Consider the following 22,217-nt stretch of genomic DNA (forward strand, 5'->3'; position numbering starts at 1 on the left):
CGTACAGTCGCGGTCATGGCGATTGGACTGCACAACGAAGGCTTCTCAGACGCATTGGTGGTGCTGGGCGCCGCAGGGCTGGTGATCCCGGCGTTCGCCCGCTTCCGGATCAGCCCGGTGATCGGTTTCATTCTCGTCGGCGCGCTGGTCGGCCCCGCCGGGCTCGGCGCGCTCGTCCCGCGCGCGCCGTGGCTCTATTACTTCACGATCTCCGACCCGGACTCGATCGAGCCGTTTGCCGAATTCGGGATCGTGCTGCTGCTATTCTCGATCGGGCTGGAGCTTTCGTTTCGACGATTATGGGCGATGCGACAGTTGGTGTTCGGCACCGGGCCCGCGGCGCTGGTCGGCTGCGCGGTGCTGGTCGGGGTTGTCTTGCACCTGATGGGGCAGAGCTGGGGCGGATCGGCGGGGCTCGGCCTTGCGCTCGCGCTGTCGTCGACCGCGCTGGTGCTGCCACTGGTCGGAACCACCAGTCCGGTCGGGCGCGGTGCGTTCGCGATCCTGCTCTTCCAGGACCTCGCGCTCGTCCCGATCATCTTCGCGCTCGGTGCGATGGCGCCGACCGCCAGCGACGAGGGCTGGGTCGGGATTGCCGGCGTCGCGCTGCGCGGCGGGCTGACCGTCGTCGCGATGTACGTCGGCGGGCGGCTGGTGCTGCCCCGGTTGTTCGCGCAGGCGGCGCGCACCAAAAGCCCCGAACTGTTCCTCGCCGCCTCGTTGCTGGTCGTGATCGTCGCCAGCGTCGCGACCACCGCAGCCGGGCTGTCGCCCATCGTCGGCGCGCTGCTCGCGGGGCTGCTGATCGCCGAGACGGAATATCACACCGAGGTTGAGGTGATGACCGCGCCGTTCAAGGGCCTCGCGCTCGGCGTGTTCCTCATCACCGTGGGCATGAGCCTCGATCTCGGCGCGATCGCGCGCAACTGGATGCCGCTGCTCGCCGCGGTGCTCGGCGTGGTCGCGGTCAAGGCGGTGGTCACCTACCTGCTGCTGCGCGTAGCCAATGCGCGCCCCGGCATCGCCGCGGAAACGGGGATGCTGATGGGCAGCCCGTCGGAGACGACGCTGATCGTGCTGGCGACCGCCGCGCAGGCGCAGCTCATCACCGCCGCCACCGCCAGCTTCTGGCAAACCGTCACCGCAATCGGGCTGACGATCACCCCGCTGCTCGCGCTGCTCGGCCGCGTGATCGCGCGGCGCATCGAGAGGCGCGACGGCGCCCGCCCCGATCCGCTCGACCATGGCGAGGGGCAGCGTGCGGTGGTGTTCGGCTTCGGCCGCGTCGGGCGGATGGTCGCCGACATGCTGGCCCGCCACGACCAGCGTTATGTCGCGGTCGAGGCGGATATCGACGCGGTGACGCATGCGCGCACCGGCGGTTATCCGATCATCTTCGGCGATGTCGCGCGCGCCGAATTGCTCGACCGTCTCGACCTGACCAACGCGCGCGTCCTGATCCTGACGATGGACGACCCCGTTTTGACGGTGCGGCTGACCAAGCGGCTCCGCGCCGCCTTTCCCGCGTTGCCGATCATCGCCCGCGCGCGCGACACCGCGCATGCCGCCGAACTCTACAAGGCCGGGGTGACCGATGCGGTCCCGGAAACACTCGAAAGCTCGCTGCAATTGTCCGAGGCGGTGCTGGTCGATCTCGGCGTCGCGATGGGGCCGGTGATCGCCTCGATCCACGAAAAGCGCGAGGAATTGCGCGAGACGATCCGCCGCACCGCGATGCTCGACCGGCAACCGCGGATCCGGCGGATCCGGCGCAGCGATGAAATCCGACCCGCTTGAGTGCCAACGGTCGCGATTTTGCCGCACATCGTGGCTAGCGGGCGGAGCATGAACCCGTCCGAACTGCGCGTCGCCTTCGTCAGCGGCAACTACAATTACGTGCGCGACGGCGCGAACCAGGCGCAGAACCTGCTGGTTGGCTATCTTCTCGATCAAGGCGTGCAGGTGCGCGTCTATTCGCCGACCACGCCGACCCCGGCGTTCGAGGCGCGCGGGACGGTGGTCGATGTGCCCGCGATCCCGATGCCCGGCGGGCGCGGCGAATATAAGCTCGGCCGCGGGCTGCCCGCCCGGCCGCGCCGCGACATGGAGGCGTTCGACCCGCATCTGGTGCATGTCTCGTCGCCGGAATTTCTCGGTCACGCCGCGGTCACCTGGGCGCGGCGGCACGGGCTGCCGGTGGTCGCGACGGTCCACACCCGCTTCGAAACCTATTTCCAATATTACGGCCTGTCGCTGATCCAGCCGGTGATCGTCGCGATCCTGCGCCGTTTCTACAACCGCGCCGACCGCGTGCTGGTGCCGACCCCGTCGATGGCGCAGGTGGTGCGTGATCTCGGGGTCACGTCGCCGATCTCCATCTGGGGTCGCGGCGTCAATCATCGCCGCTTCCACCCCGATGCGCGCGATCTGGCGTGGCGGCGGTCGCTGGGGATCGCCGATGACGAGGTGACGATCGGCTTCCTTGGCCGGCTGGTGCTCGAAAAGGGACTCGGGGTGTTCGCCGATGTGCTCGCGCGCCTCGACGCACTGGGCGTGCGCCACCGCGTGCTGGTCGTCGGCAAGGGCCCGGCGCGCGACTGGTTCGCCGAGCGGGTGCCGCAGGCCGCGTTCGCGGGTTTCCAGAGCGGCGATGACCTGGGCCGCGCGGTCGCGTCGATGGACCTGCTGTTCAACCCAAGCGTCACCGAGACATGGGGACAGGTAACCTCGGAAGCGATGGCCGCCGGCGTTCCGGTGGTCGCGGCACGCGCCACCGGCGCGGTCGATCTGCTGGAGGATGGACGCACCGGCTTCCTCGTGCCGCCGGAGGATCTCGACGGCTATGCCGCGGCGATTGCGCGACTGGTTTCCGACCCCGCGTTGCGCGCGGCGATAGGCCGCGCCGCGCACGACCGTGCGCAAGACTTCCGCTGGGAGACTGCCAATGCCGCGGTGTTGCAGGCGTACGGCGAGGTGCTTTCGTCGCCCCGGACTTGATCCGGGGCGACGCTTTTTGTCGACCGAAGGAAGAAGCGGGGTCCCGGATCAAGTCCGGAACGACGACATCACACCGCCCCCCAGTCGAACGTCAGCGGCGCCTCGCGGAACGCGAAGCGGTCGAGGTGGCTCGCCACCACCTCTTGCATCCGCGCCATATCGCCGTCCTCCGGCACCGCCAGCCGCACGTCGAGTGTCTCGCTGTCGGCACGCAGGTCGAGCGTCGCTCCGTTCGGGAACGCGATCGTCGCCTCCTGCTCGGAGAAGCTGACCTCCATCTTGTGGCTCCAGTGCTTGGCGAGCTGCTGGAGATAGCGGCTCGCCGAATGCGTCGGGACGCGCGCGACGACGACGCTCACTTCAGCCGCTCCACCTTCTGCGCCACCTCGTCGATCAGCGCGGCGATCTCGTGGAGCATTTCGGGCGAGGCGTCGGCGCGCTTCACGCGATCCATGACCGCGTGGCGAAGGTTGTGCATTGCGCGACGGACCGGCGCGCCCTCGCCCTCGCCCTGCGCGCGCTGCGCCGCCAGCGCCTCCAGCCGCGCCATCAACGTCGCGACCGTCTCGGCCTGTTCGTCGAGATGCGCGCGCCCGGCGTCGGTCACCGCGAAACGCTTGCGCGATCCCTCGCTGGCCTGTTCCGCGATCAGCTCCATTTCGTCGAGCAGCGTCAGCGTCGGATAGACCACCCCCGGGCTCGGCGCATACGCACCGCCGGTCAGCGTCTCGATCGCCTTGATGAGTTCATAGCCGTGGCGCGGGGTGTCGGCGATCAGCTTGAGCAGCACCAGCCGCAGCTCCGACCCGTCGAACATCCGCCGGCTGCGACCGCCGCCACCGCCACCGCCGCGGCGATGCTCGCCGTCGTTGAGTCGCTCGATCCAGTGGAAGAACCGCTCGGGATCGAACCCGCCGCCCCCGCCGCGCGATGCGTGATGATGATGGCGGCCGCGGCCACCGTGTGAAAAACCGAACATTCGGACGACTCCATTCTGTGTCATGATGCAGCAAGATATATCTTGGTCGATCTGGCGCAAGAGCGTTCAAGATATATTTTCGCTTTCCTGCATGACGCAGCCCCGTGCGCACCTTACATGGCGGGCATGGCCGACCTGTTTGCGGGGTTCGATCCCGTCGATCCTCCCAGCCCCGCTGTCTCCGATGCCCACGCCCCGCTCGCCGACCAGCTGCGCCCGCGCGCGCTCGCCGACGTGATCGGCCAGCGCCACCTGCTCGGCCCCGACGCCCCGCTGGCGATGATGATCCGCTCGCGGCGGCTGTCGTCGTTCGTGCTGTGGGGGCCGCCGGGGGTCGGCAAGACCACGATCGCGCGGCTGATCGCCGCCGAGGCGGGCTATGCCTTCGTCCAGCTTTCCGCGGTGTCGACCGGCATCGCCGACCTGCGCAAAACGCTCGCCACCGCGCGCGACCTGCGCGCCGCGCGCAAGCCGACCGCTTTGTTCATCGACGAGCTGCACCGCTTCTCGCGCCCGGTGCAGGATGCACTGCTCCCCGCGGTCGAGGACGGTACGATCGTGCTGATCGGCGCGACCACCGAGAACCCGAGCTTCAGCCTCGTCGCCGCATTGCTGTCGCGCGCCAAGGTGTTCACGCTCGACCGGCTGTCGGCAGCCGAACTGGACACCGTCATCACGCGTGCCGAGGCGCAGCAGGAGCGCACGCTGCCCCTCGACCCCGATGCGCGCACCGCACTGATCGCGATGGCCGATGGCGATGCGCGCTATCTGCTCGGCCTGTGCGAAACCTTGTTCCTGATCGAGTCCGATGCGCCGATCGATACCGCGGCGCTGGCGGCGATCGTCCAGAAACGCGCACCGCTCTACGATCGCGAGCAGGAAGAGCATTTCAACCTGCTGAGCTGCTTCCACAAGAGCCTGCGCGGCAGCGACGCCGATGCCGCGCTGTACTGGGCGGCGCGGATGGTGCGCGGCGGCGAGGATGCCGGGGTGATCTTCCGCCGGCTATGCTGCGCGGCGTCCGAGGATGTCGGCATGGCGGATCCGCAGGCGCTGGTGCAGGTGATGACCGCCTGGCAAGCGTTCGAGCGGGTCGGAATGCCCGAGGGGCGGCTGTTTCTCGCGCAGGCGATCAATTACGTGGCGACTGCCCCAAAATCGAACGCCTCCTATGTCGCGTTCGACCGCGCTAGCGCGCTGGCGCGCGACACCGGCTCTTTGCCCCCGCCCAAGCATATCCTCAACGCCCCGACGAAGCTGATGAAGGAACTCGGCTATCACAAGGGCTATCGCTACGATCACGATTACCCCGACGCCTATGCCGCGCAGGATTTCTTCCCCGCCGAAATCGGCGACGATCATCTGTTTTACGAACCCAACGAACGCGGATACGAGCGCGAGATCCGCAAACGCCTCACCTTCTGGGCGTCGGCGCGCGAGCGGCGCGAGGATTGAGCACGCGCCCGATTGCGTGGGCGTAACAAGGCGATAAGCGCAGCGATGTGAGTCGCATCCCTCCAGTCCATACCGGCCGCCCGCGGCCGGGCCGATCCTCGCCCCCATGCGTTGAGCGCCCGTGATGCGCGTAACGCCCCATATTGCCGCCATCGGCACCGCCGTTCCCACCCATGACATTCACGCCGCCTTCATCGACTGGGCGGAACGACAACTGCCCGAACGCGAGGCGCGCGTGTTCGCGCGGATGGCGGCGCGCGCCGGGATCGACCACCGCTGGTCCGTTCTCCCCGCCGAACATGGCTCGCCGGTCGGTGCGACGGGCTTCTACGCCGCCCAGCCGCATCCCGGCACTGCGGCGCGGATGGCGCTCTATGCGCAGGCGGCACCGATGCTGGCGCTGGCAGCGATCGCCGATCTGCGTGCGCAGGTCGCGCTCGACGGCATCACGCATCTCGTCGTCGCCAGCTGCACCGGCTTCGTCGCGCCCGGCGTCGATCAGATCATCGCGCGCACGCTGGGCCTGCCGGGCGGCGTCGAGCGCACGCTGATCGGCTTCATGGGCTGCTATGCCGCGGTCGCCGCCTTGCGCACCGCACGGCATATCGTCCGGTCCGAGCCGGCGGCGCGCGTGCTGGTCGTCACGGTCGAACTCTCGACGCTCCATCTTCAGGCCGACCGCGCGCTCGAGCCGTTGCTGGCGATGCTGCAATTCGGCGACGGCGCCGCAGCGGCACTGGTCACCGCGACACCGCAGGGTCTGGCGATCGGCCAGCCATTCAGCGCCACCCTGCCCGAAGCCGCCGAGCTGATCCGCTGGGACATCACCGACCGCGGCTTTGCGATGCATCTGTCGGGCGAGGTTCCGGGCCGGATCAGCACGGCGTTGCGCGATCCGGCGCTGGTCGCGACGCTGACCGGCGGGCGAACGGTCGATCGCTGGGCGGTCCATGCCGGTGGCCGCTCGATCCTCGACGCGGTCGAACATGCCCTCGCACTCCCCGTGGACGCACTCGATGACTCGCGCGCGGTTCTGGCGGCGAACGGCAACATGTCCTCCGCGACGCTGATGTTCGTGCTCGCGCGCGTGCTGCGCGGCGTGCCGGTCGAACATGGCATCGCACTCGCCTTCGGCCCCGGTCTCGCCGCCGAGGGGCTGGCATTCGCGAGCGCAGCCTGATGCTCGATAATCGCGCCACTGCCGAGGAGCTGATGGACGCCGACGATCTGCCGGCCGACATCTATGCCGAGGTGGTCGCCGATCTGGCGCGCGTCAACGTCGTGACGATGGCCCCGCGCCCGACGCTGGCGTTCCTCGCGCGGCTTACCAAACCGGGACAAAGCTACCGGTTGCTCGATGTCGGCTATGGCGACGGCGACATGCTGCGGCAGATCGCGCGCTGGGGCGAACGCCGCGGGGTCGGCTTCGATCTCGTCGGTATCGATCTCAACCCGCGCAGTGAGGCCGCCGCGCGCGCGCATACGCCGCCCGGTCTGGCGATCGACTGGCGCACTGGCGACTATGCCAATTTGGCTGGTGAAGACTGGGATTTCGTGATCTCCAGCCTCGTCGCGCACCACATGACCCGCCTGCAGCTGATCGCCTTCCTGCGCTTCATGGCGCACGAGGCGCGGGTCGGCTGGCTGGTCAACGATTTGCACCGCCACGGTTTCGCCTATCACGGCTGGCCGCTGCTCGCCCGGCTGTTCGGCTGGCACCCGATCGTGCGGCATGACGGACGGCTGTCGATCGCGCGCAGCTATCGTCCCGGCGAATGGCCGCCGCTGCTCGACGAGGCCGGGGTCGGCGATGCCCGCGTGTTCCGAGCCTTCCCGTTCCGGCTATGCGTCGCGAACCGCTGATCCTCGGCGGCGGTCCGGCGGGCAGCGCCGCCGCGATCACGCTGGCGCGCGGTGGGACGCGACCGTTGGTCATTGAGCGGACGCGCGAAACCGGCGACGCACTGTGCGGCGGGTTCCTGAGCTGGCGGACGTTGGAGACACTCGCGCGGCTCGGTATCGAGGCCGAAGCGCTCAACCGCGCGCCCGTGACGCGCGTCCGCATCTTCGCGCGCGGCCGCGTGGTCGAGACGGCGCTGCCCGCCCCCGCGGTCGGCGTGTCGCGTGCGCGGCTCGACTCGCTGTTGCTCGACCATGCCGTTTCGGACGGCGCGGCAGTCGAGCGCGGCGTCGTCGCGCGCGCAATCGAGGGTGGCGCGATCCGCACCGGCGACGGCGCATTGCTGGAAAGCGCGGCGCTGTTCCTCGCCAGCGGCAAGCACGACGTGCGCGGTGCAGCGCGCCCGGCCGAGGCCCGCGGCACCGACCCGACGCTCGGTCTGCGTACCCGCCGCCACGGTGCCGCCGTCGCGCACTGCGTCGGCGATGCGATCGAACTGCACCTGTTCGACCGCGGCTATGCCGGCGTCGTGTTGCAGGAGGACGGTAGCGCGAACGTATGTCTCGCCATCCGCCGCTCGCGGCTTGCCGAGGCGGGCAGCACCGACGCCCTTCTCGCCGCGCTCGCGACCGAGCTACCCGCGTTCGCCGATCGGCTAGCGGGTGACGCCACCCCGATCGAAGCGATCGCCAACGTGCCGTACGGCTGGCGGGCGCGTCACGGAACGGACGGCTGCTACCGGCTCGGCGATCAGGCGGCGGTGATCCCGTCGCTGGCGGGCGAAGGCATGGGCATCGCGCTGGCGAGCGGCGTGTCGGCGGCGCAGGCGTGGCTGGCGGGCGAGCAAGGCGCGGCATGGCAGGCCCGCTTCGCCCGCCAGACCGCCCGCCCCGTCACGATCGCCAGCGCGATCCGCGCGATGGCGGAGCGCCCCCCGATGATCGCGCCGCTCCTCCCCCTCGCCGCGCGCGTCGGCCTGATCGACGCGGTCGCTGCGGCAACGCGGATCGCACAGGCCTGAGACGGCTTATCCGCCTCACCCAGCCGTCATCCCGGACTTGATCCGGGATCCCGCTTCTTCTTACTTCCGTCGCTCAGAACAAGCGGGGCCCCGGATCAAGTCCGGGGCGACGGTCGAAACCATGTCGCGGTTAGATAGTCCGCGGTCCGTCGAATGGGGAGGGAAGTGAGCCCGACCGCCCCGTCATATTTCTTCGTCATTGCGAGCGTAGCGAAGCAATCCAAGGCGTCCGGTCCTGCGTTACCTCCCCACGCTCACAAAGACGGCTCGACGTCACAAACAAAAAGAGGCGCGGCGGTCGCCCGCCACGCCTCTTCGTGAGCCCAAGGGCCGAGCCGATTACTCGGCCGCGGCGGCCGGGCGCGTGTCGCGACGCTCGGCGATACGCGCCGACTTGCCGGTGCGGCCACGCAGGTAATACAGCTTGGCACGACGCACCGCACCCTTGCGCACCACCTCGATCGAATCGATGTTCGGCGAATACAGGGGGAAGACGCGCTCCACGCCCTCACCGAAGCTCATCTTGCGGACGGTGAACGACGAGCCCATGCCCTTGTTCGAGCGCGCGATGCACACGCCCTCGTAATTCTGGACGCGGGTGCGCTCACCCTCGACCACCTTCACGCCGACCTTCAGCGTATCGCCGGGGCGGAATTCCGGGATCTTCTTGGTTTCGTTGAACTTGGCGATCTGCTCGGCTTCGAGCGTCTGGATCAGGTTCATTGTTCGTCCTCAGTCCGTTGCCGCGCGCCAGAGGGCGAGCCGACCCGAGCGCCCTCGTGACGCTCCCAAAGGTCTGGCCGCCGTAGCCGTGTATCGATCTCCGCCTGGCGTTGCCGCCAGGCCGCGATCTTCGCATGATCCCCCGATCGCAGCACTTCGGGGATCGTGCGCCCCTCCCATTCGACCGGTCGGGTATAATGCGGATATTCGAGGAGGCCGCTTTCGAAGCTTTCCTCGACTCCGCTGGAAGCCGCGCCCATTACGCCGGGAAGCAGCCGAACGCAAGCGTCGAGCAGCACCAGCGTCGCCATCTCACCCCCCGACAGGATGTAATCGCCGATCGAAACCTGCTCGACGCCGCGCGCCTCCAGCAGCCGCTCGTCGAACCCCTCGAAGCGCCCGCACAGGATCACCGCGCCCGGCCCCGCCGCCAGCTCGCGCACCCGCGCCTGCCGCAGCGGCGCGCCGCGCGGCGTCATCGCGAGCAATGGGCGGCCATCGGCATGGGCATCAACCGCGCGCGCGAGAACATCGGCGCGCAGCACCATCCCCGCCCCGCCCCCGGCAGGCGTGTCATCGACGGTGCGATGCCGGTCAGTCGTGAAGTCGCGGATATTGACCGCCTCCAGCGACCACTTCCCCTCAGCCAGCGCCCGCCCGGCTAGCGAGCTGCCGAGCGGCCCGGGAAACATCTCGGGATAGAGCGTCAGGATCGTGGCGCGAAAGGTCATCGACGTCCCAGTGAATAGACGATGCCGGTCGCCGCCGCCGCACCGAGAAGAAACGCGCCGGCCGCATAGGCCAGCCCGAAGGTCGCGAACATCATCGCCATCCCGCAGGCATCGACGCCGCACCGCTCCGGAGACGCCAGCAGCGCGCTGACGAATACCCCTACGCACAACAGCGCGCCGAGCAGCGGCAGCGGCATGGACGCGGTCAGGATGACCCGGCGCCGCGACCAGCCCCGGCCGAGGCGCACCAGTAACACGCCCGCCAGCACCGCCGCCGTTGCCGCGGGGAAGCCGACCAGCCACAGCAGATCGCTCGCCGTCATCATGGCTGGGTCCAGTTCTCGATCCTCAGATCGGGAATGTCGGCGAAGTCGCGTTCGTTGTTGGTGACGAGAGTCAGACCGCCGACCAATGCCTGCGCCGCGATCAGCCGGTCGAAGCTTCCTCGGCGAATCCCCACCGCCCGCACCATCCGTGCATAGCCGATCGCGGTGTCGCCATCGAACGCCAGTATCGCGAGCGCCGCCAGGAACGTGTCGATCCGCTTGGCATCCCTGTCGGGCTCGCGCGAGGTGCGGTTGCCGATCCGCAGCTCGCCCGCCGTGATCGCCGACACATGCAATCGTCCGAACGCCGCGCCCATCCGGCGCGCCAACGGATCGCTGCGCCCGAGCAGGAAGTCGATACAGGCATTGGTGTCGAGCAGGTAACCGTTCATGCCGCCGCCGCGCCGGGCCGCGGGCTCCAGTCACGCACATCCGCCGCCGTGTCTCCACGCCCCTCGGCCATGAAGCCTTCCGAAACGCTGCCGTACAGGCTCAGCAAGACGCGCGCGCCCTCGCTCTCGCGCCACAGGCTGAACGAGCCGTCCTCGTGCGGCGCGATGACCACGTCGTCGCCCTCGCTGAACCCCATGCCCTTCGGCAGCCGCAGCGCCACCGAATTGCCGGACTTGAACACCTTGGCGCGATATTCGTTACCCATCGCCAGCCTCCTGTATGTACGGCATGTATATACGGGTACTGGGGCGCGCAAGCCGGAGGGATTGTGGACGATTGCATCATCATCGGCGCGGGGCCGGCCGGGCTGACCGCGGCCATCTATCTGGCGCGCTACCACCTCGACATCCGCCTGTTCGACAGCGGATCGAGCCGCGCGGCGATGATCCCGTGCACCCACAACCATGCCGGCTATCCCGAGGGGATTGCGGGAAAGGACCTGCTCGCACTGATGCAGGCCCAAGCCGAAAAGTATGGCGCGCGACGCGAGCAGGTCAAAGTGACCGGCCTCGCCCGCAACGGCGACGACTTCATCGTCCGCACCGATCAAGGCGAGCATCATGCGCGCACCGTCCTGCTCGCCACCGGCGTCGTGAACCATCGGCCTGCGCACCTGCTTCCCGAAGTGCATGACCCGGCGCTGGCGCGCGGGTTGCTGCGCTACTGCCCGGTCTGCGATGGTTATGAAGTGACCGACCGGCGCGTCGCGGTCATCGGCACCGGCGATCACGGGATGCGCGAGGCGTTGTTCCTGCGCGGCTTCACCCGCGACGTAACGCTTGTTTCACCCAAGGCCGAACACGCACTCGACCCGGCGTGTGCACAGGCGCTCGACGATGCCGGGGTGGTGCGGATCGACGGCCCCTGCGGGGGCTATGCGATCGAGGGCGAGCAGCTCGCCTTCGACACCGCGCGCGGGCGGATGCGCTTCGACAGCGTCTATCCCGCACTCGGTTCACGCATTCGTTCGCGGCTCGCAGTCGAGGCCGGTGCGCGCGCCAGCGAAGAAGGCTGTTTGGAGGTCGACGACCACCAGCGCACCAGCGTGCCGGGCCTGTTCGCGGCGGGCGATGTCGTGAAAGGGCTCGACCAGATCAGCCATGCGATGGGTGAAGCCGGGGTTGCGGCTACGGCGATCCGCAACCTGCTGGCGGAGCGAAGGCCGCTGCGGCGGTAGCGCCTCCGTCATTGCGAGCACAGCGAAGCAATCCAGAGCCCCGCGCGTGACGCCCCGGATTGCTTCGCTGCGCACGCAATGACGACCCTTACGGCTCGACGAAATCGGCCTCGATCACCAGCCGCTCGCTATCCCATTCCGGTACCGCCGTAATCGGCACCATGAAGGTCTTGCCGTTCGCGCGCCGGACCTCGACCACGTCGCCCGCCCCGAAATTCTCGATCGCCGCGACGACACCCAGATCCTCGCCGGTTGTCGACACCGCCGCCAGCCCGAGCAGATCGGCATGATAATATTCGCCCTCACCCAGCGGAGGCAGCGCGTCACGCGGGACGGTTAACACCGTTCCGCGCAACGCCTCCGCGGCCGTTCGGTCAGCCACCTCGGCGAAACGCGCGATCGTGCCGTCACGCAATTTCACCAGGTTGAGCGCACCGCCGTTAAACGAACGGTGCGCCGCCAGATCGTCGGCGAAGACCTTTAGCCGCACCTCGCCCGCCACGCCATGCGCGCCGGTCACCGCGGCGAGCACGACCGCGCCGGCCGGCACCTCATTCGCTGTCGGGCGAGCCGCCGTCGCCATCGGGGGCGTCGTCGCGCCCTTCGGCGGGGTCGTCGGCGGAGACGCCTTGGTTGGTCGCGTCTTCATGGTCCTCGGGTGCGGTGCGCGGGTCGGGATCGGCGGTCATCATGCGCTCTCCTGTTCGAGTGAACGGGCCCAACGCACGACGACCGCGATCGGATGCTTATTCGGCGGTCGCTTCCGCCTCGGCCGCAGAAGCTTCCGCCTCGGCTGCAGGTGCCTTGGCTGCCTCTGCCGCGGCTTCCTCGGCCGCCTTCTGCTTCTCGGCCCGCTCCTCGGCGCGCTCCTTGGCCTTCTCGCCCGGCTCGGCCTTCTTCGGGTTGCTGCGCGCCGCGCGCTCCTTCAAGCCGGCCGCGTCGAGGAAGCGGGCCACGCGGTCGGTCGGCTGCGCGCCCATCGCCAGCCAGTGCTTCGCGCGCTCACCGTCGAGCACGATGCGCTTCTCGTCGTCCTTGGCGAGCAGCGGGTTGTAGTTGCCCAGCTTCTCGATGAACTTGCCGTCACGCGGGCTGCGCGCGTCGGCGACGACGATGCGATAGTACGGACGCTTCTTCGAGCCACCACGCGACAGGCGAATGCTGAGTGCCATTTGCTAACTTCCTTGCTTCTTCGTTTCGTCGTCCCTGCGGAGGCAAGGACATGTTTCGTTTTGAACGACCGGCGCCCCTCGTCAGGGAGAGACCTCGAGCCCCTGCCTCCGCAGGAGCGACGATCGCTATCTCTTGAACTTGAACCCGCCGGGCCCGCCCGGAAGGTTGCCGGGCAGACCGGGGAGACCCGGACCACCGCCCGGCCCGCCCAGCTTGCCCATCATGTCGCCCATGTCGGCGCCACCGATCGCATTGCCGAGCCCGCCGAGCCCGCCCTTGCCGAGCATCGCCATCATGCCCTTCAGACCGCCCATCTTCTTGATCTTCTTCATGGCGGTCGACATCTCCTGATGCATCTTCAGGAGCTTGTTGACCTCCTGCACCGTGGTGCCGGAACCCTTGGCGATGCGGATCTTGCGCTTGGCGTTGATCAGCTCGGGCTTGGCGCGCTCCTTGACGGTCATCGAGCCGATCATCGCGTCGAGATGCACCAGCATCTTGTCGCTGCCCGGCGTCGCGTCCATCGCGGCCTGCGCCTTCTTCATCCCCGGCAGCATCCCGGCCAGCGCACCGAGCCCGCCCATGCGCTTCATCTGCGCGAGCTGGCTGCGCAGGTCGTTCATGTCGAACTGGCCCTTGGCGAGCCGGTTCGCCATCCGCTCGGCGTCTTCCTGCTGGATCGACTCCGCGGCGCGCTCGACCAGCGAGACGACGTCGCCCATCCCGAGGATGCGCCCGGCGACCCGCGACGGGTGGAAGGCCTCCAGCGCGTCGAGCTTCTCGCCGACGCCCGCGAACTTGATCGGCTTGCCGGTCACCGCGCGCATCGACAGCGCCGCGCCGCCGCGGGCATCGCCATCCATACGGGTCAGCACGACGCCGGTCAGCGGCACCTGCTCCGAAAAGTTGGTCGCGACGTTGACCGCGTCCTGACCGGTCAGCGAGTCGACGACCAGCAGGATTTCCTGCGGCTTGGCGACGTCGGCGACCGCCTTCATCTCGTCCATCAGCGCCTGATCGACGTGCAGACGCCCCGCGGTGTCGAGCATCAGCACGTCGAAGCCCTGCAGCTTCGCGGCCTGCACCGCGCGACGCGCGATCTCGACCGGCTGCTGCCCGGCGATGATCGGCAGCGTCGCGACCTCGACCTGCGTGCCCAGCGTCGCCAGCTGCTCCTGCGCGGCCGGACGATTGACGTCGAGCGACGCCATCAACACCTTCTTGGCGGTGCGCCCGGTCATCGAGCCGGTCGACAGCCGCTTGGCGATCTTGGCGGTGGTGGTGGTCTTGCCCGACCCTTGCAGGCCAACCATCATCACGATCGCGGGCGGCGTGACGGCGAGGTTCAGCTCGGCGCCCTCGGGATCGTCGCCGCCCAGCATCCGCACCAGCGCGTCGTTGACGATCTTGACGACCTGCTGCCCCGGCGTGACCGAGCGGAGCACGTTCTGCCCGATCGCCTCTTCGGTCACCTCGTCGACGAACTGCCGCGCGACCGGCAGCGCCACATCGGCTTCGAGCAGCGCGACGCGCACCTCGCGCATCGCCTGACGCACGTCGGCTTCGGTGAGCGCACCACGCCCCCGCAGCCGGTCGAAGACGCCGCCAAGACGATCGCTAAGGCTATCGAACATCGAAACTCCTTTCACCCGCCGCGAAACGCAAAATACGCCGGCGGGCGAAACCTCGCCGGCCAGCGTGCGCCACAGGAGCGCTTGATCCTTCGCGTTCCGCAACGGAACTTGTCTGGGCCGTTAGACGAATGTGGCGAGCGAGGCAAGGTTGTTCGGGCTTTACTCTCCGCCCCCACCGTCATCCCCGCGAAGGCGGGGATCCAGACGCGCAGGTCTGGCTATAGAGTCGCGACGTCAGAGGTTCTGGATTCCCGCCTTCGCGGGAATGACGGGAGTGGTCTACCAGCCTCCGCCCGCCTCCAGATACGCCCGCTCCGAATCTGTCGTCTCACGCCCCAGCGCCGCATTGCGCGAAGGAAATCGCCCGAAGCGCATGATCACCTCGGCGTGGTCGTGCGCAAACCGGATATTCTCCTCGATCCCCAGCGCCTCGAACATCGCAACGCTCTTCGCCTGTCCTTCCGCATCCTCGGCGTGCATCAACGGCATGTAGAGGAACACCCGCTCCTCCTTCGACAGCTCCGCATCCCATCCGCGCGCGACCGCCAGCTCTGTCAGATCACGCGCCAGCGGATCGGCTGCGAACGCCTCCGCCTCTCCGCGAACCAGGTTGCGCGAAAACTGGTCGAGCACGATCACCGCCGCCGGCAACGTGCGCGGATCGTCACGCCACCCCATTGCCCCGCTCGCCAGCACCCGTTCGCGCAACATCCCGAACCGCTCCCGGATCGCCGCATCCAGCGCATCATCCTTCGCGAATTGCTGCTCGGCGGTCAGCCCGAACCAGAAGTCGCGCACGTCGCGCGCAGCGGAGTCGACTTCATCCCTCGTCATAACTAGATCGCCCGCCATGTCCTTCTCCACCCAGCCAGAGGTCGTGACGCTCGGCTGCCGCCTCAACATCGCCGAAAGCGCGGCGATCCGCCAGCTGGCGGGTCGCGGGCAGGTGGTGGTGAACGGCTGCGGCGTCACGCATCAGGCGGTCAAGGACACCCGCGCCGCGATCCGCCGGCTGCGTCGCGCGCGCCCCGATGCCGAGCTGATCGTCACCGGCTGCGCCTCCGAAATGGACCGCGACAGCTTCGCCGCGATGCCCGAGGTCAATCGCGTGATCGGCAATGCCGCCAAGCTGCTCCCCGCCACATGGGGCGCGCGCCCCAACGCCCCGCGCCCGATCCCACAGACCCGCGCCTTCATCGGCGTCCAGAACGGCTGCGACCATCACTGCACCTTCTGCGCGATCCCGCAGGGCCGCGGCCGCAACCGCGCCGAGCCGATCGCGGCGGTCGTCCCGCAGGTCGCCGCGCTGGTCGAGGGCGGCCAGCGCGAAGTGGTGCTGAGCGGGGTCGACCTCGCCAGCTACGACGATCGCGGCGCGCGGCTAGGCGTGCTGGTCGAACGCCTACTGACCGAAGTGCCGACGCTCGAACGCCTGCGCCTCTCCTCGCTCGACCCTGCCGCGATCGATGATCACCTTCTCGCGCTACTCACGCAGGAGCCGCGCGTGATGCCGCACGTTCATTTGTCCGTGCAGGCCGGCGACGACATGATCCTCAAGCGGATGCGCCGCCGCCACACCCGCAACGACGTGCTGCAACTGGTCGAGCGGCTCAGAGCGACGCGCGACATTGCGATCGGCGCCGACCTGATCGCCGGCTTCCCGACCGAGGAGGACGCGATGTTCGCCAACACGCTGGCGCTGATCGACCAGGCCGACATCACCCACGCGCACGTCTTCCCCTATTCGCCCCGCGCCGGCACCCCCGCGGCGCAGATGCCGCAGGTCGCCCCCGCCATCGCCCGCGATCGTGCCGCGCAGCTGCGCGGCGCCGCCGCGACACGCCTCGCCCGCCGCCTCGCCGCGCAGGTCGGCACCGTCCAGCCGGTGCTGGTCGAGAAGCCCGGCGACTGCGGCCATGCGCCCGATTTCACCGCGGTGCGCCTGCCCGCGCCTTCTCCCATCGGCGGCATCGTCGCGGTGACGATCACCGCCGCCGCCCCCGACCATCTGACCGGACATATCGCATGAGCACGAGCTGGCACGACAAGCTGCTGGGCGGTTTTCGCCGCACCTCCGACCGCTTGGTCGGCAACCTCGCCGGGCTGGGCGGCGCGCGTCTCGACGAGGAAACGCTCGACACCGTCGAGGAAGCACTGATCGCCTCCGACCTCGGCCCCGCCACCGCCGCCAAGGTCCGCGACCGGCTGGCCGAGGGCACGTTCGAGCGCAACATGGAGGAACTCGGCATCCGGCTGGTCGTCGCCGAGGAGGTCGAGAAGGTGCTGCGCGACGTCGCAAAACCGATCGGGATCGACGCCTTCCCGCGCCCGCAGGTGATCCTCGTCATCGGCGTCAACGGATCGGGCAAGACCACCACGATCGCCAAGCTCGCGCATCTGTTCCTCGAACAGGATTATGCGGTGATGCTGGCGGCCGGCGACACGTTCCGCGCCGCCGCGATCGGCCAGCTCAAGACCTGGGCGGAGCGGATCGGCGTGCCGATCGTCACCGGGCCGGAGGGCGGCGACGCCGCCGGGATCGTCTGGGATGCGGTCAAGCAGGCGACCGCGATCGGCACCGACGTGCTGATCGTCGACACCGCCGGGCGGCTCCAGAACAAGCGCGAGCTGATGGACGAACTCGCCAAGATCCGCCGCGTGCTCGGCCGCCTCAACCCCGCCGCCCCGCACGACGTGCTGCTGGTGCTCGACGCGACCACCGGGCAGAATGCGCTGAGCCAGATCGAGGTGTTCAAGGAGGTCGCGGGCGTCACCGGGCTCGTGATGACCAAGCTCGACGGCACCGCGCGCGGGGGCGTGCTGGTCGCCGCGGCCGAGCGCTATGGATTGCCGATCCACGCGATCGGGGTCGGCGAGCAGATGGACGATCTGCGCCCGTTTGACGCGCGCGAGGTCAGCCGGATCATCGCCGGGATCGACGGGGGCAAGCAACGATGACTGCGCCGCAAAAGGAAGGCCACGGCGGCATACGCGCATTGGTCGATTACGGCCCGCTGGCGCTGTTCTTCGCCGCCAACTTCCTCGTCCCCGCCGAGACGGCGCGCGGAATCATCGCGCATTTCACCCCGATGCTCTCGACGCTCAAGCAGGTCGAGGCGCTGTTGCTTGCACGCGTGATCCTCGCCACCGCGGTGTTCGTGCTCGCCAGCGTCGTCGCCTTGGTGATCGCCAAAGTGAAGCTCGGGCGCGTGCCGCCGATGCTGTTGATCTCGGCCGGGCTGGTGATCGTGTTCGGCGGGCTGACGATGTATTTCCGCGATCCGCGCTTCATTCAGATGAAGCCGACGATCGTCTACGCCCTGCTCGCCGCGGTGCTCGGCTTCGGCGCCGCGACCGGACGCCCGTTGCTCCAGCAATTGATGGGCAGCAGCTACCCCGGCCTTCGCGAGAGCGGCTGGCGGCGGCTGACGCTCAACTGGGTGTGGTTCTTCGTAATCATGGCGTTCCTCAACGAGGCGGTGTGGCGCGGCGCGGCGGTAGCGGTCGGCCCGCAGCGCGGCTGGGACCTGTGGGCGATCTACAAGGTGTGGGTGGTGATCCCCGCGACGATGCTGTTCGCGATCGCCAACGTGCCGATGCTGATGCGCCACGGCCTGACGCTCGGCGACGACGCCCCGCCAGTCCCGCCGGAGGGCTGAAGCCCCTCTCAGAACCGCGCCCGCACCCCGATCGTCGCGGTGCGCGGCGCGCCCGGCTGCACCCATACCGGCGAATAGCTGTTCGCATACCATTGCGTATCGAACAGATTGCTGACCGACGCGAACAGCGTCGTCTCCGGCGTCAGGTCGATCTCGCCGAACACCCGCGCCAGCGTATGCGCGGGCAGCATGAAGCGCGTGCCCGTCTGCCCGCTCCGCTCGCCGACATATTGCACACCCGCGCCGAGCAGCGCCTCGCGCCCACCGAACGTCCAATGCCTGGCAAGCTGCACATTGGCATTGTGCTTCGGGATGTTGATGAGCGGATCGCCCGGCGAAATCTGGAACGAGAAATTGGGATCGAGCACCCGCGACCGCGCCTCGGCATCGGTATAGGCGTAGCTCAGCAGCACGTCGACGCGCCCCGGCAATTGCCCATTGACGTCCAGTTCGACCCCACGGCTGCGCGCTTTGCCGATCGCGACCGAGAACCCGGGATTGACGGTATCCGTCGCCAGCACGTTCGCCTTGTCCAGCTGATACACCGCCAAGGTGCCGTTCAGCCGCCCGCCGAACGCCACCAGCTTTACCCCGGCTTCCACCGACGTGCTGGTCTCTGGTTTGAAGATGTTGCCGCGCGCGTCGGTGCCGATGTTGGCGCGATACCCCTCGCCGTAGGCGGCGTAGAGCGACACCGGCGCGGCCAGTTCGTAGACGACGCCCGCCTGCGGGCTGACACGCGCCCGGCTGCGGCGGCCCTCGGTATTCAGCAGGCGATTGTCGACGCGCAGCAGGAAACTATCGACGCGACCGCCGACGCGTACCTGCAACCGATCGGTAAGGCTGATCTGGTCCTGCACATACGCGCCCAGCGTGCGTTGCACGTCGAGCCGGTTGGTGGTCGCCACGCCCGCCGGCGCCGGCCAGCGGCCATAAACCGGGTTCTGGATGTCGATCGCGTAGCTCTGCCGGTCGGTGGTCGTCGCGGTAACGACCGGGCCGCGAAAGCGCGTGAAATATTGATCCGTATCGAAGTAATCGACGTCGCCGCCGATCAGCACGCGATGCGTCAGTCCGCCGGTCGCGAAGTCGCCGGCCAGCTCGGCGCGGAACACGTCATGCGACGAGGTATAGCTGCGCGTGCGGCGCTGGCGCGACAACGTGTGCCCGTCGACGAACAATTTCTGCCGCGCGGTCGCCGTCTCGGCGTCGGACGATGCGCCGGTCAGCTTCGTGTCGCGATGACTCGCACCCAGCAACAGGCTCCATCCGCTGCCGAAGTCATGCTGAAGCCGCAGCTGATGCCCAAAGGCGCGTGCCACCGTGTCACCGTCTCCCGGCTCACCGAGGAACCGCGAGCGCGGTACGGTACGGAAATCATTGTTGAGGACGACGATGCCGCGATCGAACGGCACCGCGGTCCGTGTCCACTCCATGTCGTAGATCAACCGCGTGTTGTCGCCGATCCCCAAACCGATCGACGGAAGGAACCCCCAGCGCCGCTGGCTCACCGTATCGCGGAACGTATCGCCCGACTCGGCATAGCCGATTAGCCGCGCGGTCAGATTGCCGGTGAGCGCGACATTGGCATCGCCCTCGGCCCGAACCGTATCGAAGCTGCGATATTGTAGCGACGCACTGCCGAACGTGCGCCCCAGCTCGGCCTGTTTCGTCACGAGATTGATCGAGCCTCCCGGCTCGCCGCGTCCCAGCACCGCCGCCGCCGGCCCCTTCAGCACTTCGACGCGCTCGATCCCAGCCACGTCACGCTGTCCGCTGAACCCGCGCCCGGCGTTGAAGCCATTGACGAGATACCCGCTCGGCAGATTTTCGTCCCCTGCAAACCCGCGCACCGCGAAACTGTCCCACAGCCCGCCCAGCGTGTTCTGCCGCACCACCGACGCGTTCAGATCCAGCGCATCGGTCAGCCGCAGGATATTGTTCTCCTGCAACGTGCCCGCATCGATCGTGGTGATCGCCTGCGGGATTTCGCGCAGCGCGAAGCTGCCACGATACGGCTGCCGCACGCCTTCGACGGTGACGTCGTCATGATCCGGCATCGGCTCGTCCTCCGCCGCGGCCGGCACCGGCAGCAGCGACAGCGCGATCGCCATAGGAAGCCCACCGACGCGCCACCCGGCGCTTATCGAAGACCGCACGATCATCCCTTCCCCCTCGATAGACCCGCGTCAGGTCCCGATCACTGCGCGGCACGCCGCTCGTGCATGTAACAGTGTAACATTGCAACCGTTGTCAGATGTGCGCAGCTGCAACCACCCGCGTCGACCGGGCCGGAGTATCCTGGGAAGAATTGGTTAATCTTGCCTTATCCATCGGCGCGTGAGCCCGGCGACCGCACGAACCACTTCGTCGCACCGGATGAAGGGAATGGGCGAATGCCGTTGCCCCGCGCTACGAATGCTGCGTGCCGCAGGTGACATCATCCACACCGCCGCCGTTCACGGGAATGTTTTACGGCGATATTGGATCGTGCTCCTGCGAACTTAGGAGCCCAGGATCACAAGCGCGGGTCCGTGGCTCTGGGCTCCCGCGTTTGCCGGCGCACGGAGGTGTTTCGACGTGGCCCGATCAAACCTCGACCCATTCGACGCCGCGCGCGCACGCGAGGCCCGTGCGACGCGCGACATCGATCCACCCGCTCACGCCGGGTGCAGGGAAGAGGCGAAGGAAAATCAGGCGAGCGCCACGCGCCGCCGCTGGCGCCGCAGGGCGGTGGCCACCGTTGCGAAACCCAACACCATCATCGCCCAGGTCGCCGGCTCGGGCACCGCCGCGACCTGCACCGCGTCGACCGCAAAATTGGTGCCAGACATGTCGAAGAACCGGTCCTTGCCACCCGCACCCGAGAAGCTGATGCGCGTCACCCCGCGCCAGTCGAACGTCTGCTGCGTCGGGCCGTTGGTATCGACCACGAACGACAGCTCGTGCAGCAGGTCGTCGCCCTTATATCCCTTGGCAGTGATCGTGAGGCCGTCGTTGAACGCGGCGGTGAACCATCCGCTTTTCAGGACCAGTTCGTCGCTCAGCCCGCCGATCTCGGCGGCGTCGTCGAACCCGCTATATGCAGCCTGCTGACCATCGACGACCGCATTCTTGTACCCGCTGGTGGGGGCAGCCGACGGGTCGAGCACGTACAGGTTGCTCCATTGCAGACCGGCATAGCCGTTCGCGATCGGATCGTCCGATGCGGACAGATCGTCGAAGCCGATCACCGTCGCGCTCGCCGATGTCGCCATCGTCAGTGCCGCCGCCAGCGCAATCGCCACTGCCCCGCCCTTGCCTATCGTGATCATGCCTTCTCCCGTCTGTCATCGTCGCGCCGTTGATGGCGCGACTTCACATCTCGTTGTTGAGATACAGGACGTACCCGACACCGCCGCCGCCGGTCGCCGCGACGGTCGCAGGTCCGGGCATGTACCCGCGCGCGACCATCGCGTGGAGCATCGTCGGGTCGCGCAGCGCCTGCTCGATCTCGGCGGGTGAGCGCCCCTCCGCCGCCACGCCCGTCACCTCGCAGGTGGTGCCGACGCACAGCACACGCGGCGGCTCTTTCCCGCCCGACAGCGCCGGGACGCGCAGCAGCGCGGCGCGCATCGCCGCCTCGGTCGGCTCGGCCCGCGCCGGATCACGCGCCTCCCGCTGCATGGCGCCGTCCAGCACGACATCGTCGGGGGAGCGTTTCTCGGCGACGGCGGCGAGCACCGCCACGTCGCGCCGCTCCGCCACGACCGGATCGACGGCCCGTGGCGTCGGAACCGGTGTCGGCGCGGCGGCGACGATGACGGGCTCGGCGATATGTTCGATGGTGGGAGCGTGAACGATGGCGATGCTGTCGGGAGACGATGGCGAGACCGGCATCAGCGACCACCAGCAAAGCGCCGCCCCGATGACGCACAATCCCGCCAGCCCGCCGATCCGGCGTGACGCACGTTCCATGGTCGCTCTCCTATGGGCGCTGATGTCGCGCC

Annotated in this window: 25 protein-coding genes; 10 read left to right on the forward strand and 15 right to left on the reverse strand. The window is 68.5% G+C overall.

All coding sequences use genetic code 11. The features are described from left to right. Positions 1-15 precede the first annotated feature (15 nt). Positions 16-1,797, forward strand: coding sequence for a cation:proton antiporter domain-containing protein (locus SPHPH_RS0106690; protein WP_028965999.1), 1,782 nt, complete (start codon positions 16-18; stop codon positions 1,795-1,797). A 48-nt stretch (positions 1,798-1,845) separates the two neighbouring features. Beyond that, positions 1,846-2,997 (forward strand): glycosyltransferase family 4 protein, encoded by a 1,152-nt coding sequence (locus SPHPH_RS0106695; protein WP_028966000.1) that lies wholly within the window; start codon positions 1,846-1,848, stop codon positions 2,995-2,997. A gap of 68 nt (positions 2,998-3,065) precedes the next feature. Here SPHPH_RS0106695 and SPHPH_RS0106700 read toward each other — a convergent pair whose 3' ends face one another. Next, positions 3,066-3,356 carry a DUF2218 domain-containing protein gene (locus SPHPH_RS0106700; RefSeq protein ID WP_028966001.1) on the reverse strand — a complete coding sequence of 97 codons (291 nt, stop codon included), beginning with the start codon at positions 3,354-3,356 and terminating at the stop codon, positions 3,066-3,068. After that, positions 3,353-3,976, reverse strand: a complete 624-nt coding sequence (locus SPHPH_RS0106705) for a PadR family transcriptional regulator (protein ID WP_028966002.1) — start codon at positions 3,974-3,976, stop codon at positions 3,353-3,355. The genes SPHPH_RS0106700 and SPHPH_RS0106705 overlap by 4 nt, the downstream gene beginning before the upstream one ends. Positions 3,977-4,102: 126 nt before the next feature. On the opposite strand from SPHPH_RS0106705, the gene SPHPH_RS0106710 reads away from it, so the two are divergent. From SPHPH_RS0106710 to SPHPH_RS0106725, 4 genes are all read left to right on the forward strand, one after another. Continuing rightward, positions 4,103-5,431: a replication-associated recombination protein A gene (locus SPHPH_RS0106710; protein ID WP_028966003.1), complete on the forward strand. Its 1,329-nt coding sequence runs from the start codon at positions 4,103-4,105 to the stop codon at positions 5,429-5,431. Positions 5,432-5,555: 124 nt separating this feature from the next. Continuing rightward, a complete protein-coding gene (locus SPHPH_RS0106715) occupies positions 5,556-6,611 on the forward strand; it encodes a type III polyketide synthase (RefSeq protein ID WP_028966004.1) in 1,056 nt (351 codons plus the stop codon). After that, complete coding sequence (locus SPHPH_RS0106720; RefSeq protein ID WP_028966005.1) at positions 6,608-7,294, forward strand: methyltransferase domain-containing protein; 687 nt, start codon at positions 6,608-6,610, stop codon at positions 7,292-7,294. The genes SPHPH_RS0106715 and SPHPH_RS0106720 overlap by 4 nt, the downstream gene beginning before the upstream one ends. Continuing rightward, positions 7,276-8,352, forward strand: coding sequence for an NAD(P)/FAD-dependent oxidoreductase (locus tag SPHPH_RS0106725; RefSeq protein WP_028966006.1), 1,077 nt, complete (start codon positions 7,276-7,278; stop codon positions 8,350-8,352). The genes SPHPH_RS0106720 and SPHPH_RS0106725 overlap by 19 nt, the downstream gene beginning before the upstream one ends. A gap of 339 nt (positions 8,353-8,691) precedes the next feature. On the opposite strand, the gene rplS is transcribed toward SPHPH_RS0106725, so the two are convergent. Genes rplS through SPHPH_RS0106750 form a run of 5 tightly spaced genes read right to left on the reverse strand, consistent with a single transcriptional unit; the run spans position 8,692 to position 10,790 of the window. Further along, the gene (gene rplS / locus SPHPH_RS0106730; protein WP_028966007.1) at positions 8,692-9,075 is read right to left on the reverse strand and encodes a 50S ribosomal protein L19; all 384 of its coding nucleotides are present in this window, start codon (positions 9,073-9,075) and stop codon (positions 8,692-8,694) included. Next, positions 9,072-9,806 carry a tRNA (guanosine(37)-N1)-methyltransferase TrmD gene (gene trmD / locus SPHPH_RS0106735; RefSeq protein WP_028966008.1) on the reverse strand — a complete coding sequence of 245 codons (735 nt, stop codon included), beginning with the start codon at positions 9,804-9,806 and terminating at the stop codon, positions 9,072-9,074. The genes rplS and trmD overlap by 4 nt, the downstream gene beginning before the upstream one ends. Then, positions 9,803-10,132, reverse strand: coding sequence for a hypothetical protein (locus tag SPHPH_RS0106740; RefSeq protein ID WP_028966009.1), 330 nt, complete (start codon positions 10,130-10,132; stop codon positions 9,803-9,805). The genes trmD and SPHPH_RS0106740 overlap by 4 nt, the downstream gene beginning before the upstream one ends. After that, entirely contained in the window at positions 10,129-10,524 is a 396-nt protein-coding gene (locus SPHPH_RS0106745; protein WP_028966010.1) for a type II toxin-antitoxin system VapC family toxin, read from the reverse strand. The genes SPHPH_RS0106740 and SPHPH_RS0106745 overlap by 4 nt, the downstream gene beginning before the upstream one ends. Beyond that, positions 10,521-10,790, reverse strand: coding sequence for an antitoxin (locus SPHPH_RS0106750; RefSeq protein WP_028966011.1), 270 nt, complete (start codon positions 10,788-10,790; stop codon positions 10,521-10,523). The genes SPHPH_RS0106745 and SPHPH_RS0106750 overlap by 4 nt, the downstream gene beginning before the upstream one ends. A gap of 63 nt (positions 10,791-10,853) precedes the next feature. On the opposite strand from SPHPH_RS0106750, the gene SPHPH_RS0106755 reads away from it, so the two are divergent. Further along, complete coding sequence (locus tag SPHPH_RS0106755) at positions 10,854-11,762, forward strand: NAD(P)/FAD-dependent oxidoreductase (protein ID WP_028966012.1); 909 nt, start codon at positions 10,854-10,856, stop codon at positions 11,760-11,762. A gap of 88 nt (positions 11,763-11,850) precedes the next feature. Here SPHPH_RS0106755 and rimM read toward each other — a convergent pair whose 3' ends face one another. The 5 genes from rimM to SPHPH_RS0106780 form a co-directional block, all read right to left on the reverse strand. Beyond that, complete coding sequence (gene rimM / locus SPHPH_RS0106760; RefSeq protein WP_051272877.1) at positions 11,851-12,345, reverse strand: ribosome maturation factor RimM; 495 nt, start codon at positions 12,343-12,345, stop codon at positions 11,851-11,853. Next, entirely contained in the window at positions 12,314-12,454 is a 141-nt protein-coding gene (locus SPHPH_RS21060; protein WP_156025860.1) for a hypothetical protein, read from the reverse strand. The genes rimM and SPHPH_RS21060 overlap by 32 nt, the downstream gene beginning before the upstream one ends. Before the next feature lie 54 nt (positions 12,455-12,508). Then, on the reverse strand, positions 12,509-12,934 hold the full coding sequence (gene rpsP / locus SPHPH_RS0106770; RefSeq protein ID WP_028966014.1) for a 30S ribosomal protein S16: 426 nt from the start codon (positions 12,932-12,934) through the stop codon (positions 12,509-12,511). Between the two features lie 126 nt (positions 12,935-13,060). Then, a complete protein-coding gene (gene ffh, locus SPHPH_RS0106775) occupies positions 13,061-14,569 on the reverse strand; it encodes a signal recognition particle protein (protein WP_028966015.1) in 1,509 nt (502 codons plus the stop codon). 279 nt (positions 14,570-14,848) lie between these two features. Beyond that, positions 14,849-15,403 (reverse strand): DUF924 family protein, encoded by a 555-nt coding sequence (locus SPHPH_RS0106780; RefSeq protein WP_051272878.1) that lies wholly within the window; start codon positions 15,401-15,403, stop codon positions 14,849-14,851. A gap of 16 nt (positions 15,404-15,419) precedes the next feature. Between SPHPH_RS0106780 and SPHPH_RS0106785 the strand changes: the two genes are divergently transcribed. Genes SPHPH_RS0106785 through SPHPH_RS0106795 form a run of 3 tightly spaced genes read left to right on the forward strand, consistent with a single transcriptional unit; the run spans position 15,420 to position 18,228 of the window. Next, positions 15,420-16,598 (forward strand): MiaB/RimO family radical SAM methylthiotransferase, encoded by a 1,179-nt coding sequence (locus SPHPH_RS0106785; protein ID WP_028966017.1) that lies wholly within the window; start codon positions 15,420-15,422, stop codon positions 16,596-16,598. Next, complete coding sequence (gene ftsY / locus SPHPH_RS0106790; RefSeq protein WP_028966018.1) at positions 16,595-17,527, forward strand: signal recognition particle-docking protein FtsY; 933 nt, start codon at positions 16,595-16,597, stop codon at positions 17,525-17,527. Before SPHPH_RS0106785 ends, ftsY begins: the two co-directional genes overlap by 4 nt. Continuing rightward, positions 17,524-18,228 carry an inner membrane-spanning protein YciB gene (locus SPHPH_RS0106795; RefSeq protein WP_028966019.1) on the forward strand — a complete coding sequence of 235 codons (705 nt, stop codon included), beginning with the start codon at positions 17,524-17,526 and terminating at the stop codon, positions 18,226-18,228. Before ftsY ends, SPHPH_RS0106795 begins: the two co-directional genes overlap by 4 nt. 8 nt (positions 18,229-18,236) lie before the next feature. On the opposite strand, the gene SPHPH_RS0106800 is transcribed toward SPHPH_RS0106795, so the two are convergent. From SPHPH_RS0106800 to SPHPH_RS0106810, 3 genes are all read right to left on the reverse strand, one after another. Then, positions 18,237-20,342, reverse strand: a complete 2,106-nt coding sequence (locus SPHPH_RS0106800; protein WP_037488219.1) for a TonB-dependent siderophore receptor — start codon at positions 20,340-20,342, stop codon at positions 18,237-18,239. A gap of 579 nt (positions 20,343-20,921) precedes the next feature. Beyond that, a complete protein-coding gene (locus SPHPH_RS0106805; protein ID WP_028966021.1) occupies positions 20,922-21,542 on the reverse strand; it encodes a PEPxxWA-CTERM sorting domain-containing protein in 621 nt (206 codons plus the stop codon). 43 nt (positions 21,543-21,585) lie between these two features. Further along, a complete protein-coding gene (locus tag SPHPH_RS0106810; protein WP_028966022.1) occupies positions 21,586-22,185 on the reverse strand; it encodes a hypothetical protein in 600 nt (199 codons plus the stop codon). Positions 22,186-22,217 lie beyond the last annotated feature (32 nt).

The organism is Sphingomonas phyllosphaerae FA2 (assembly GCF_000427645.1).
Lineage (GTDB): Bacteria > Pseudomonadota > Alphaproteobacteria > Sphingomonadales > Sphingomonadaceae > Sphingomonas > Sphingomonas phyllosphaerae.